Source organism: Microcoleus sp. F4-D5 (assembly GCF_036704885.1).
In the GTDB taxonomy this organism is placed as follows: domain Bacteria; phylum Cyanobacteriota; class Cyanobacteriia; order Cyanobacteriales; family Microcoleaceae; genus Microcoleus.
Genome location: NZ_JAUBSX010000003.1, coordinates 181,226 through 194,486, shown reverse-complemented (window position 1 = coordinate 194,486; position 13,261 = coordinate 181,226). Strand labels below are relative to the sequence as shown.

The window sequence follows — 13,261 nt, the reverse complement described above, 5'->3', positions numbered from 1 at the left end:
ATATGAGGACGCCCAGACATTTTAATATTCTCCTTTACTTTTCAGGTAACTCTAGCATAACTTTAGAAAAATGGTATTAGGAATGAGAATTAAATAACTTCCACAAGGAAAGTGGGATGGGCGTCGGGCCCGTCCTTTTTGGAAGGGCCCGACGCCCATCCCACAATAACAATTAAAATTGTAAGTTATTTAATTCGCGATCCTTATTGATTGCACACAGGCGATCGCAAAAGCGTAGCATCCCCCAGGTAAATGCAAGGGCGTAGCTGATAGGTTGGGCGGCTCGTGGGGAAATCGAGAAAATTTTGCAGCAGCCCAAAAGCAATCAGAGAAAGGGTTCTGGTGTTTGAGGGTGAATTTTTGGGGAGAAAATTTGCCTGTAACTCGAAAAATTCCCAAATTGCGGTGGGGAAACGTTTAATAAAGTAGTGGGAATAAAAAACCACTAATCAACGTAAATTTCCACAAACGAGGTATTGTCCTATGAGCATTGTCAAAAAACTACCAGCGGTTTTAATCGCTGCGGTTGGAATCTCTTTTAGTTTCGCCGGTACAGCCTTAGCAGAAACGATTTTATTAGGAGAGAAGACTCTCGGTCCTCAAGAGACATTGAGCTTAATGCCAAAAGATATGAGGAATATAACGCTTTGCTTCCAGACAACTGATAACTTAGTGGGGAACCTAAAATTGCTTTATATCACCGACAGGGTGGGCGGAATAGACGTAAAAATAGAAGATTTACAGGCTAGCCCTAAAGAACAATGTATATCCAAAAGAATTGGTATATATCCGGTAAAGGTAGTAAATATGCAAAGAAACAGGCCTGAGTTTAGTCGATCTGTTCGTGTACGTGCGACGCAGGAATAAAGAATTATGTCAGGAAGCGCACATCTAAATGCCTAGGCTTGAAAAAGCCAGAATATGACCAGACTAAGTATGTTTCACGAGTAGTAAAGCAGGGTGGATTTATTGTCAGAGGATAAGTAGGTAGGCGCAAATAAACCTTGCTGTGTAACCGAATGTAAAGCTGCTAGAACCGTAAACGAATTGCGACGTTTAACGAACAATGACATACTTATGTATTTTCCCACTCATCTACTTAGGATCGCGAATTAAATAACTTACAATTTTAATTGTTATTGTGGGACGCCCATCCCACAATCTTGTGGAAGTTATTTAATTCTCATTCCTTAAATGTATCATAGTATTTGCGCTCGGGTCTGACCCGAGCGCAAATACTATCCTAACTCGGTATATCGCTAATGAACTTAATTGAAGCTATTATTGCAGTTCCTGACCATCGACATCCAAGAGGTATTAAGTAGGTAGGCGCAAAGAAACCTCGCTAGGTAACGGAATGTAAATCTGCCAGAACCATTGCGATTGCTTCGTTTCACTTCGTTTCATGCAGCTATGACATACTTATGTGTTGTCCCACTCATCTACTTAATTGCTAATTGCTGATGCCGATAAGATTGCTTTTCGGAGATGCCCCATGCCCAATGCCCCATGCCCAATGACTATTGACTAATGACTGCTGACTAATGACAGATTTTCTTCGGATTTTGTCAAAAAATTGCGAGCTTGCATAATCCCGTAAAGGTTAACATCTGTTTCTAACAAACAAGCATGACCGCTGTTAGCAAGCAGCACCATTTCAGCATTGGGAATTACCTTGACTAAAAGCTTCGCTTCTGCTAGGGAAGGCAGCAGCCGATCGGCACCGCTAGCAATTACTAGCGTCGGCTGTTTGATGCCGCGCAACTGATTTTCGTCAACATTAAACGATCGCACTAACGCCAATCTCCACACAGACGTGTTTTGCGGTACCGCTTGCATCGCTTCTAACAAAGCTCGGCGATCGTCGCGCCCGATCTTTCCTAAGGATGCTAATATCGGCAAGAGACCGATTACTGACAGCGGATAAAGGTTGGCCGGCAGCCACTGAGTCAGATACGATCCCCACTGCACCCAAGGCTGCTGTCGGAATGAAGAAGCTGGATTTACTAAAATTAATCGATCGCACAATTGAGGAGCTTCTAAAACAGTTTTCATCGCTAAACAGCCCCCAAAGGACTCGCCGCACAGATAAACCGGCCGCTGCTGCTTTCCGACTTGCTTTTCTGCTTCAATTAAGGCAATTGTTTCGCTAACAAGTACCTCCCAACTAGCCATGTCGTCAGCCGGTATAGCCAAGCAGCGAATGTCGAAATGATTGGCTAATTTAGGAATTTGCGACCGCAGCAGCAAACCGCCCCCGTCCATACCGGGCAGAAATACAAATAAAGGGCGATCTGGTTTCGGCGGTTTGGGGGTTAGGAAACGAATCTTGTTGTTAGCATTTGCCATGATTCAAGTCAATCGATTTTAGATTTTAGATTTTAGATTTTAGATTGGAAATCTGAGACCAGCCAACAGTCAACAGTCAACAGTCAACAGTCAACTAACTTACAAACAACCTCGTTGGAGTAATTGGGTAATTTCCCCCTGACAGTGGTCTGTGAGTTCAGCAACAACAGCTTTGGCTTTTTTGCCTTGATATTGCTGCTGTCTCTCGACAGTAATCCAGTAAGGGCGACCGATTAAAACATTAACTCGCTGATAAATTATCACAGGATGCCACCCCGAGCGATCGAACAGCGGTTCCGAAGGATCGAACAAACTCAACAACTTGAGCGGTACACCCGATCGTACCGAGTGTTCTTTCATCGAAGCAATCGCCACCGGCAACACCGCCAAATCCCGCACCGGAGCCCGCAAAGCCAAATGAGCAAATCCCCGCTGAAACTTCCCCACAGTATTCGGCCCAGTCAGCTTCACCATCGGTTCTGCACCCTCTGGAAACACCCCCACCATCTCCCCGCTTTGCAGCAGCCCTGTTGCTTGAGAGAAAAAATGCTGCTGTCGGTGCTCGGGTGCTTCCAAAGGGAAAGCGCCGAAAGTGGTGACAACTTCCCGAATCAGCGGAACTTGACCCATATAATGATGACAAGCAAAGCGGATCGATCGACCCAAAGCCGCCGTCAGCAGCACAGGATCTAAGAAACTGCGGTGATTGCTCACCACCAGAACCGGACTCTCTTGGGGAATCCGGTCTTCGCGGTACATAAACATCTGCGTTCCCAAACCAGCCAGGAAACAGCGCGAAATCAGCAATTTGCTCTCTGAAGACATGGGCGAAAAGACAGGTGCGACGCTATAAAGTTGATTCCATTCTCACGAAGCTTAACATTACTTTACTAAGTCAGGGCTCCCTCAAAAAGTAGACTTTCCCCTTATGCCTTGGTTTGGTAATCCTGGACGCACGGGCGGCCATCACCTTGATTGTTGCGCGCGTTTCCTTCTCGTGGGCCCGCCAAAACAGTAAAAAACCCGGTTTCTAGGCCGGGCAAGTGCGATCGCCAACTGTTTCGGCAGAATTTCCCAGTCAGAAGCAAAAATATACCAAGTCTTGTAGCAACTTATTAAAGAATGTTTACAACAACCCCAAAACCTAGTTGCGACAGCTAAACTTAGAAATTTACAGTGGGCATTGACGCACTGTCAAAGTATTTTGGGACAAGTCGTAATAGCAATCTCCAGAGGCATCAATGAATAACATTCAAAACTATCGCCTTAAATGTACCCTCACCTTTGGCGACATTTACGGTCAAATCATTGTTTGGCTGATAGTCATCTTCCTAAGTCTAGCGTCGGCACTCGCCCTGTGGAGTAGCGCCCGCCAAATCTACGCCTTGGCTACCGTCGGCTTGATTTTAGTGCTGTCTCTGCCCTTCTTGTTGTTTGCTTTCGTTACAACTCTGCTAAATAACATTGAAGTGCTTGCTGTAGAACCCGGTACGGAACCTCAACCTTCTGCAACGGGAAATCAGTCGCTTCAGAACCCTGCCGAAAGCGCCGGCTAGTCCAATTTGAGATTTTAACTTTTGATTTTCCATTCAAATCAAAAGTTAAAAAACTTCCTGCTCTTTTGGTAGGAAGTTTTTTTTGCGTCACCATAAGTTGAGCACAACACTCAAAATAATTAAAAGAAATGCTAGAACACGACGTAATCATTGTAGGCGGCGGTTTAGCAGGTTGCCGCGCCGCAGTAGAAATTGCCCGGACTGACCCCAGTTTAAAGGTAGCTGTAGTTGCCAAAACTCACCCGATTCGATCGCACTCCGTCGCAGCCCAAGGCGGCATGGCCTCCAGCCTGCAAAATGTCGATTCCGAAGACAGTTGGAAAGCCCACGCCTTCGACACAGTAAAGGGTTCCGACTATTTGGCAGACCAAGACGCGGTAGAAATCCTCACCCGCGAAGCGCCCGGTGTAGTCATAGATTTAGAACACATGGGAGTCCTATTCTCCCGCCTTCCAGACGGCAGAATTGCCCAGCGCGCTTTCGGCGGACATTCCCACCGCCGCACCTGCTACGCCGCGGACAAAACCGGTCACGCCATCCTCCACGAATTGGTCAACAATCTGCGCCGTTACGGGGTTCACATCTATCAGGAGTGGTACGTTACCCGCCTGATTTTGGAAGAAGGTCAAGCCAAGGGGGTAGTTATGTACCGCCTGCTAGACGGTCAAATAGAGGTTGTCCGTGCTAAGGCGGTGATGTTTGCTACGGGGGGTTACGGCCGCGTTTACAATACCACGTCGAACGATTACGCCTCGACGGGAGACGGTTTGGCGATGACGGCTTTAGCTGGATTGCCGCTGGAAGATATGGAATTTGTGCAGTTTCACCCGACAGGTTTGTATCCCGTGGGAGTGTTGATTTCCGAGGCTGTGCGGGGCGAAGGCGCTTATTTGATTAATTCAGAGGGCGATCGATTTATGGCCAATTATGCCCCGTCGCGGATGGAATTAGCGCCCAGAGATATCACCTCGCGGTCAATTTCCATAGAAATTCGCGCCGGCCGAGGAATTAATGTTGATGGTAGTGCTGGCGGCCCCTTTATCTACCTCGATTTGCGGCACATGGGACGCGAAAAAATCATGAGCAAAATTCCTTTTGCTTGGGAAGAAGCCCACCGTTTGTTAGGAATTGATGCCGTAAATCAGCCGATGCCCGTGCGCCCTACAGTTCACTATTCAATGGGGGGAATTCCTACTAATGTTAGCGGGCAAGTTCGCAGCAGTCCTGATGGTTTGGTGGACGGTTTCTTTGCAGCGGGCGAAGCAGCTTGCGTGTCAGTTCACGGCGCAAACCGTTTGGGCAGCAATTCGCTTTTAGAATGCGTCGTTTACGGCAAAGTTACTGGCGCAACCATAGCACAATTCGTGCAAAATCGCAAGTTGCCTGCCGTAGACGAACAGCGTTATATCCAGGAAGCCGAAGAGCAAATTCAAACACTTTTAGACCGTCCCGGAAAATACCGCATCAATCAAGTACGGCAGCAGTATCAAGATACTATGACTGAGTATTGTGGTGTATTTCGTAACGCCGAATTGATGCAGGAAGGTTTAAAGAAATTGGAGGATTTAGAGCGACAGTATCAGGAAGTTTATTTAGACGATAAAGGCAAGTTGTGGAATACGGAAATTGTGGAAGCTTTGGAGTTGCGGAGTTTGATAATTGTCGGAAAAATGATTTTAACTTCGGCTTTGAACCGGCAGGAAAGTCGAGGAGCTCATTCGCGGGAAGATTTTACTGAACGCGATGACGGCAATTTCTTGAAGCATACAATGGCGTATTATTCGCCTGCGGGGATCGATTTGGCTTATATGCCGGTGGCGATTACGATGTTTGAGCCGCAGGAGAGGAAGTATTAATTTGTAGGTGGGCAGTTCGCACCTTACTAATTGACAACTATAGGTTCGCCAAGCAGAGATATGCTCAACCATATTTTGCTAGCTGTCAAAGCCGAACGTTTTTCAAACACTCCTGGACGCACTCGGACAAAAGAAACCGGGTTTTTTACCCAATCTGCAGGCTGCAACGAAGTATTTTTGTATGTAGAAAAACCCGGTTTCTGGGTCCCCTGCGTTCTCTCAGAAATAAAAATTGCAACCAATACCAGACGCAAGCAAGTGAACAGAGAAAATGCTGACATCAGAAAAAACACCGTAAGGGAAGTTTGTGAAAAAGAATTACTAGAGCTTTTGCAGGTAAGCTACGACTTTGGAGAATTCATGCCCCAGCATAGAATCGGTTATGTAAGGCTGACATGGAACTGGAAAAATATGACTCTTCTGTCTCCAGAAATAGTCAGACCCCCTCAGAATACACCCAAAAATATTCTTGATACTTTTGAACGTCACCTTTGGTATTCCCGACATAACATCAGCGACATTTATCTCTTGAAGATTCCTATTGACGGTCGAGATGCTTTTTTCTTTGCGATTCAGGGGCACTGTCACGATAGCTGGGATAATAGTTGTCGGTTATTTGAGGTATTGGATGAACAAGGCGAGTCTCTCGGCTCTGGTGACGTTTGCGATCATCGCAGAGGAGATGTAATTCCTAAAACGTACATTAATTGGACGGATCGACAGCTAGACGGTCGCGACTACTACACGGAAGCACCTCCTTGGGACGGAGATCCGCCGCCAGAAGATTATTCTTATCAACACGATGGACAACCTATCTGGTGGTCAGAAGAGTAAACACAATCTACTGAGTTTGCTGTTTATTCAACTCTGGGATATGACTCCAAACTTCGCAGTGTTATACTACTTTTATCCTGTATGATTCCAAACAAGTAAAAAATGCTATCATAGGATAAATCTTGCTAAAACCCTAAAAAATATCGTAGTTCTAAACAGTTCAAAATAATATATGAGTAAAACAACACAGACATCTCAATTCCAGCAAGCTCTTGAAGCTGTAGAAGTTTTATCATTAGAAGATCAAGCCCTGCTTCTAGATATTCTTCAGAATCGTCTGCGACAACAGCGACGAAATGAGTTACTCAAGGAAGTGGCAGAAGTTCGTCAAGAGTATGCTGAGGGCAATGTTAAATTTGGGTCGGTAGCCGATTTTATGGCGGAGTTGGATGATTGATGAAAATTGGTTGGACTCCCAAATCTATTCGTACTTTCAAAAAGTTAGTTCGTAAAAATCCTCAGCTTCGCCTTTTAATTGAAGCTACGCTTGAACTTTTGTCTGAAGACTGTTTTAACACCAGCTTGCGAACTCACAAACTGACAGGAGATTTATCCGGTATCTGGTCGTGTTCAATAGATTACGATTATCGGATTTTATTTGAGTTTGTGACCGCTACCGAAGATGAGGAGGAAGCTATTTTATTGCTCAAAATGGGTTCTCATGATGAAGTCTATTAAGACCGATCGCCCTTTTCCCCAATTCTCTCTCACTATCTCACTCTCCAGCATTCTCCGTCACTTCCTCCACCGATAAACTTAACGCCTCCGCCACCTGTTCGGCACTCAAACCCATTCCCAACAACCGGGGAATTGCACCCCTTCTTGCCTGAAATTCAGCTTGTCGTGCCTGTTCTGCACTCTCGGCTCTTTCCCGCTGTTCCCTCGCAATCTCTCTAATTCTGCTCTTTCATCGCCGATCGACAGCAAATTACCTTCCTCGTCCCACCAGCGCAGCCAAAGCATGGTTTGATTTTGATAGCTGCCTTGCCAAAGTCCCAATTCTACGCCTAAAGGTGCAATGGGAAAATGACCGCGCTGATTCAGTTCTAAGAGTTGATAAAACCCGTCAATCAACCGATAAACTTCTAATCTGCCATTATTAACTTGGTAGATGCCGTAATAGGGAATTCGCATCACCCGCTCGTAAACCCAAAACTTCCCAGGTTTAGTGACTCCCCCTTCATCGGTGCGAGATAAAGGAGTACGATCGCGCTCTTCATCCCCGTTCCCGCTAGCAAATTCCAAAGCAATTAATGGTGCTATGTGTTCCCGCCACAGCACGTAGGAACGCCGAATTTGACCGTCAATGTTAGGAGGTACATTCGGAACGTAAAACCAATCAGGAGCTTCTGCACCTTGTTCTGCAGGTTCAGTTTCTCGCCAGTAAATGCCGCAGTCTTGACCGATCGCATATTGTCCGTCAGGATGCCGCTCCTGCAAAATTTGTCAGATCGAATCAGTTAAAATTAAACTCTGCGGATGCTCCTGAAAATTTTTAACAAAAGTACCGTCTGACTCTGGTAATTGAGTGCGATCCCCAAAAGCAGGAGGTAGAACAACGCGGTTAACGCTAGGAGTCATAATTCCCTCCGAGGTCTTACCTAATTGGTATTTAGTAATTGGCAATCTCAAGTCTAGGTTAAAGAACGGGGCATGGGTAGGGACACAGCAGTGCTGTGTCCTTACAGTTATAGGGTACTCAAAACTCCCAACTTTCCTTAAGGTTTCGGTAGCGCACCTTCAGGAATTGGGGAAGCCGCAGGTTCGGGACTGGCATCTTCTGCTGTTGGAGATGGCGAAGGAGTGCCGCTAGCTAACTGATTAATTTGGTCTTTATAGTTAGGAGGAGCTAACTCAGTAGCTCGATCGAACAGCGTTTTTGCCTCATCATTTTTGCCCTGTTCCTTCAGCACGATCGCCTTTCCTAAAGTGGGGCGAAAATCTTTGGGATTAGCCTTAGCAGATTCGTCGTAAATTGCGATCGCCTCCTCGTAGCGCTTTTGCACAGCATAAACCTGTCCCAGAATCAACTGCACCGAAGTTACATCAACACTTTCGGGTTTCGCCTGATTGGCAGCCGGAGCCGCCTTCAGCGTATCTTGCAGCAGTCCGATCGCAGCTTCGGGCCGCTGCTGCACCAGCAGCAAATTCACCAACCCCTGCAAAGCCTTAATTTCCCCTGGCTTAGACGCTAAAATTGACCTGTAAGCTTGAGCAGCCCCTTCGCGATCGCCCGTGCGTTCCTTAGCCTGAGCCAGCAAAATCCCGTATTCAGCAGTCTCCGGATTCAGCGAAGCCAACTTTTCCAAAGGACCGATCGCATCCTTAATGTCCCCCACTCCTTGCCCGATCAACTCCAGCCGCACCTGCAACAATCCCCGCAAAGCCGTTACGTTGTCAGGTTCCCGCTGCAAAACCAATTCGTACCCCCTCGCCTGAGCTTGCAGCAACTCTGATTGCTTCTCCCCAGACTGCGCCGTCTGAGTAGGCGTTGGAGTTGACCGACTTTGGGCTTGGCTGGCCTTGAGAATACTGTCCAAAATGGGAACCAGAGAAAATCCCAAAAAAGCGATGAGCGACAGCACCACCACTACAGTAATCAACCCACGACGCTTATTTGCTTTTTCCATAATTCAACTATCCCAGCTTAAAATCTACTATTTTCTAAGAATTAACGCATCGCCCGGGGGCGTCTGCCATTTAACTAGATCCATGCAACCATAAAAGTTCTTAACTTCAAAGTCCCAACTGACAAAGCAGCCTTTTACTTGCAGCTAATATGGTAACAGACCCACAACTCCATGCTAGCTAAACAATTTTGGACACTCAGACCTGCAGCCCCAAAGACTGCGTTGTCTGTCCAATTTAGTCTGGTCAAGCTAAAAATTACCGAAAATATGGCGGATCAGCCCGTTAGGTAATTGGATTAAGTAAAATAGGCAAGCTGAATATCCTAAATGCTATTAGCCAGCAACTCCAACTCAGCGCTAGGGCTGGATCGATCGCTCAGCAACTCCCAAAGTTCTTGCTCGCAAGGATTTTAGCAGCCAGAGAACCGATCGGCACTCGTAGCGTTGAAAGTTGGCGTTGACGGGTCACAGCCAGACCTCCGGGCGCAAGCCCCAAGTCAGGTGCTAATAGTTTTTCAAACTGTTTCTTCAGTTTATTCCTAATTTCCCTTAAGGGATGTGTCTCCGCTGCAAGGAGTTTTTATGAACCCCTCTCCCAACCGCTCTTCCAAATCGCCCAAATCTACTTCAAATCGCAAGGCTCAGCCAAGCGAACTGGCCGTCAATCTGCCTAAAGATACAGATTCCATTCCTGAGACACCAGACGAAAGTCCGGTGCCTCCGGCGTTGGCTGCACCTGTTGACCAAAATCAACCGCCAGCGCCAACAGACGCCCCAGCGTCCAAGGATAAGCTGCAACGACCCCGCTACAGTTCTGCCCCCGACAAGGACAAAACACAGCCACAAGACCCGCCCAACAAGGCTCCTGCACCCTCGGAGCAAGCAGCGCCTTCGGAAGCTGTCAGCGATCCGACAGCGCTAGCAGTCGCACCGTCGGCAAACGCCGAGCCTGCAGCTAGCGAAAGTCAGGCCGCTGAGGACACACCCTCGGTCATGCGCCAACATCCGATTCCCCCGCCCAGCGAACCCAGACAGTACCGAGCTGTTGGTTTGGTGCGCGGCCGCTACAAGCAATCAGAAGAGCAATTCACCCGGGGTATGCTGATAGCTGCCGACGGAACTGCCATCGACGCAGTATTGCTGGGTAGAGTCATGAGTTTAGTCAAAAATCACCTGGATCTGGAACAAGAACACCTGTGGGTGGTCTATCCCCGCACCAGGCAAGAAGACGGCAACTTGCACGCCCAGATTATGGGAGTTTGGGAGCCGGAAACGCTCAAGAAACCTCCCGAACCGTCCTCTGATGAGGAAAATCAGGAAGCAGCGGAGATTGAGGCTAGCGGCGAAGTATCGACCGCATCTTTGCCACCCTCGGAACCTGATGTTGAAGATGGCTATTTTTCGATTAGAGGTGAGGTGATTTATCAATCCCAAGACGAAGAAAAGTATGTCATCGTCAAAATCAAGCAAGCTCCCCGCAAGAATGACGACAAGATGAAGTTTTTTAAACTGAAACTCAAGGGAGATTTAGCTACAAAGGCGATCGGGTTTTTTTGGGATTTCCACGTCAAATTGAAAGCTGACAGTCTGATGATTGAGCAGGCCAATAATATTGGCGCCCTGCCGATCAAAAAGCGGAAATTCCCCCCGGGCAGCAAGCCGCCCGGTGGCTTCAAAGGAGGAGGGAAGCGTCCGTTTACTCCTAAGCCGAGCGGTGACGGTACTCGTGTAGGGCGTCCTAACATCAAGTCCGCAGCAGCAGCACCGCGTGTCCCCAAGGAACCTCTTCCTAAGCCGATTAAGAAGCCTAAGCCGATCGAGGAATGAACCAATTTTAGATTTTAGATTTTAGATTTTAGATTAGTGTTTCCAAAACTAATTTACAACCGCTAAATCGCCAATCTAAAATCCTTTATTCGAGCCTCACTTGGGCGCCCCACAAATCTTGCGGGAGAAATACTCTGTCGGTGGGTAGGGGAGCAACTGGGGCCGTAAGGGTAAATTGACCCGCTTCAATTTGCTGCTTCAATTCCAATGCTACTTGCAGGGACAGAAACATACTCGCAAGGGGGGCGGCCCGTACTGGTTTGCCCTCGATCGTGATGCGGCCAGTCTTTAATTGAGCATAGCTGACTAAACCGAAGGTGGGACGAACGCGCCGGGGGATAGAGAAATCTACCACCGGCGCTACTATTTTTTTGTCTGATACTGCACAGTTGGCGACGACTGTTTCGTTTAAGACGGGAAAGGGGATGCCGACTCCCAGCATCAGGGATGGGCCGTAGTTTTTGAAGTAGCAGCCGCGCACCCATTTTGAGTTCATCTGTTTGGCGTCGCCGATGAGTGCGAGGGTGGCGGCCGGGCCGATGGGGGTGCGGTTGGGCTGGCGTTTTTGCATGGGAAAGTGCTGGGTTCCTTCCCAGGTGATGTAGCCCTGAGCGCCTCCTAGGAAGATGCGGGTGCCGATGCCGATGATTTCGAGGTCGGGGTCGTTGAGCAGGGGGGACATGGCTCCAAGGTTCGAGTAGACGGCGTTGCCGAGGTTTGGTTGCAGGGGACCGAGGTAGGTGAACAGCGGGCGATCGCCTCCGTTGACGCCAACAATAAAGTTTTGATATGCGTTGCGGGGATTGAATAAATAAAACTGGTTGATGGTATCGCGGGTAATCGTGGTTTCAAATGAGGCGCGGGGGTAGCAGTCTGTTACTTGTCCCAAGGCTCGCAACTGCACGGGTTTGCCGGCTATTAAGTCTTCGATGACGTGTCCGCCGCCCCGTTCGCGCGATTCTTCGCCGTCTTCGGCTACTTGGGTGGCTCCCAGGTACAAGTCTACTGCCCCGAAGCCCGAGTAGGCTAAAACCCCGTCTAGCCAGCACTGGCGGATTTTGATCGGCGGGTCGGTATGGCCGAGGTTGATGATTGCACCGGAGGATTCCATGGGCTCGAAGGTGCCGGTGGTAATCACATCGACTTCTTTGGCTGCTTGGCTAATGCTGGTTTCTTGAACTCTTGTTTTGAGTTCTTCGATTGTCCAGACTGTGGCTTTGCCCTGGCTGATTTTATCGTTGATTTCGTCGATCGATCGCATAAGACTATTTTAGATTTTAGATTTTAGATTTTAGTGTGATGGAATGTCGATCGAGCTGGTTGTTTGAGATAAAAGGGATATATTATAACTGAGATGTTGCACCATTCTCTATAATTTTTTTATGAACAGGCTTTCCGGCCTGTGAAGCGAGAAAATTCACTCTTCGTGGAACAGGCATCTTGCCTGTTCTTGATAATGATGCCAGATGTAAATTCTAACGGATACAATAACAATATTATAAATAAAATAAGGAGCGATCGCCATGACTCAAGCGATATTAAAACCAGTCACCTTCGATGAATTTATTGACTGGTATCCTGAAAATTCTGAAAACCGTTACGAACTGCACAATAGAGCTATTGTTGAGATGCCTAAAGCAACCGGAGAACATTCAGAAGTAGCGGGCTTCCTTGTCGCTGAACTCAACTTTGAAATCCGACGACTAGGACTTCCTTACTTCGTTCCCAAAGAATGCGTTGTCAAAGCTGATAACGAGCTATCTGGTTACGAACCGGATGCGATCGTTTTGGACAGGCAAGGGACGGACAGCGAACCGAGATGGAAAAAGGAATCTATCATTACAATGGGTAGTTCTGTCCGGCTAATTGTCGAAGTTGTCAGTAGCAATTGGCGGGATGATTACGGCTACAAATTGGTGGATTACGAAGCGTTGGGCATTTCTGAATACTGGATTGCGGACTATTTGGGACTTGGCGGCAGACGCTACATTGGCAATCCTAAACAACCTACTTTTTCTGTTTACCAGTTGGTTGACGGCGAGTATCAAGTCAATCAGTTTCGGGGGAGCGATCGGGTTGTGTCGCCCACATTTGGGCAGTTAAATTTGACTGTTAAACAAATTTTTAGCGCCGGTAGAGAGCCGGTAAAAAATGCGAAGATTGAAGATAGTTAGTTGATGGCATTCTTCCCACAATTTTTCTAAGTTTG

The 13,261-nt window shown here is 47.5% G+C and carries 12 protein-coding genes and 1 pseudogene; 8 read left to right on the top strand and 5 right to left on the bottom strand.

All coding sequences use genetic code 11. The features are described 5' to 3' along the window. Positions 1–483: 483 nt before the first annotated feature. Positions 484–867: a hypothetical protein gene (locus tag QUA80_RS03025; protein WP_333421282.1), complete on the top strand. Its 384-nt coding sequence runs from the start codon at positions 484–486 to the stop codon at positions 865–867. A gap of 660 nt (positions 868–1,527) precedes the next feature. Here QUA80_RS03025 and QUA80_RS03020 read toward each other — a convergent pair. Both QUA80_RS03020 and QUA80_RS03015 read right to left on the bottom strand, forming a co-directional pair. Next, the gene (locus tag QUA80_RS03020; RefSeq protein ID WP_333421280.1) at positions 1,528–2,349 is read right to left on the bottom strand and encodes an alpha/beta hydrolase; all 822 of its coding nucleotides are present in this window, start codon (positions 2,347–2,349) and stop codon (positions 1,528–1,530) included. A gap of 99 nt (positions 2,350–2,448) precedes the next feature. Continuing rightward, positions 2,449–3,174, bottom strand: coding sequence for a lysophospholipid acyltransferase family protein (locus tag QUA80_RS03015; RefSeq protein ID WP_333421278.1), 726 nt, complete (start codon positions 3,172–3,174; stop codon positions 2,449–2,451). A 416-nt stretch (positions 3,175–3,590) separates the two neighbouring features. Between QUA80_RS03015 and QUA80_RS03010 the strand changes: the two genes are divergently transcribed. The 5 genes from QUA80_RS03010 (at position 3,591) to QUA80_RS02990 (ending at position 7,273) form a co-directional block, all read left to right on the top strand. After that, positions 3,591–3,905 carry a hypothetical protein gene (locus QUA80_RS03010; protein ID WP_015174671.1) on the top strand — a complete coding sequence of 105 codons (315 nt, stop codon included), beginning with the start codon at positions 3,591–3,593 and terminating at the stop codon, positions 3,903–3,905. A gap of 128 nt (positions 3,906–4,033) precedes the next feature. Beyond that, a complete protein-coding gene (locus QUA80_RS03005) occupies positions 4,034–5,761 on the top strand; it encodes a succinate dehydrogenase/fumarate reductase flavoprotein subunit (protein WP_333421276.1) in 1,728 nt (575 codons plus the stop codon). A gap of 60 nt (positions 5,762–5,821) precedes the next feature. After that, a complete protein-coding gene (locus QUA80_RS03000) occupies positions 5,822–6,595 on the top strand; it encodes a hypothetical protein (RefSeq protein WP_333421274.1) in 774 nt (257 codons plus the stop codon). Positions 6,596–6,767: 172 nt separating this feature from the next. Next, positions 6,768–6,992, top strand: coding sequence for a hypothetical protein (locus tag QUA80_RS02995; RefSeq protein WP_333234642.1), 225 nt, complete (start codon positions 6,768–6,770; stop codon positions 6,990–6,992). Continuing rightward, a complete protein-coding gene (locus QUA80_RS02990; protein WP_333421272.1) occupies positions 6,992–7,273 on the top strand; it encodes a type II toxin-antitoxin system mRNA interferase toxin, RelE/StbE family in 282 nt (93 codons plus the stop codon). The genes QUA80_RS02995 and QUA80_RS02990 overlap by 1 nt, the downstream gene beginning before the upstream one ends. Positions 7,274–7,310: 37 nt before the next feature. Here the strand turns inward: QUA80_RS02990 and QUA80_RS02985 are convergent. Then, positions 7,311–8,176: pseudogene (locus QUA80_RS02985) on the bottom strand (Uma2 family endonuclease). Between the two features lie 137 nt (positions 8,177–8,313). Then, a complete protein-coding gene (locus QUA80_RS02980; protein ID WP_333421269.1) occupies positions 8,314–9,225 on the bottom strand; it encodes a tetratricopeptide repeat protein in 912 nt (303 codons plus the stop codon). Positions 9,226–9,807: 582 nt separating this feature from the next. Here QUA80_RS02980 and QUA80_RS02975 point away from each other — a divergent pair. Next, positions 9,808–11,052 carry a hypothetical protein gene (locus QUA80_RS02975; protein WP_333421267.1) on the top strand — a complete coding sequence of 415 codons (1,245 nt, stop codon included), beginning with the start codon at positions 9,808–9,810 and terminating at the stop codon, positions 11,050–11,052. A gap of 85 nt (positions 11,053–11,137) precedes the next feature. On the opposite strand, the gene QUA80_RS02970 is transcribed toward QUA80_RS02975, so the two are convergent. Then, positions 11,138–12,313: a homocysteine biosynthesis protein gene (locus QUA80_RS02970; protein WP_333421265.1), complete on the bottom strand. Its 1,176-nt coding sequence runs from the start codon at positions 12,311–12,313 to the stop codon at positions 11,138–11,140. 262 nt (positions 12,314–12,575) lie between these two features. Between QUA80_RS02970 and QUA80_RS02965 the strand changes: the two genes are divergently transcribed. Beyond that, entirely contained in the window at positions 12,576–13,226 is a 651-nt protein-coding gene (locus QUA80_RS02965) for a Uma2 family endonuclease (protein ID WP_333421263.1), read from the top strand. Positions 13,227–13,261: the final 35 nt, after the last annotated feature.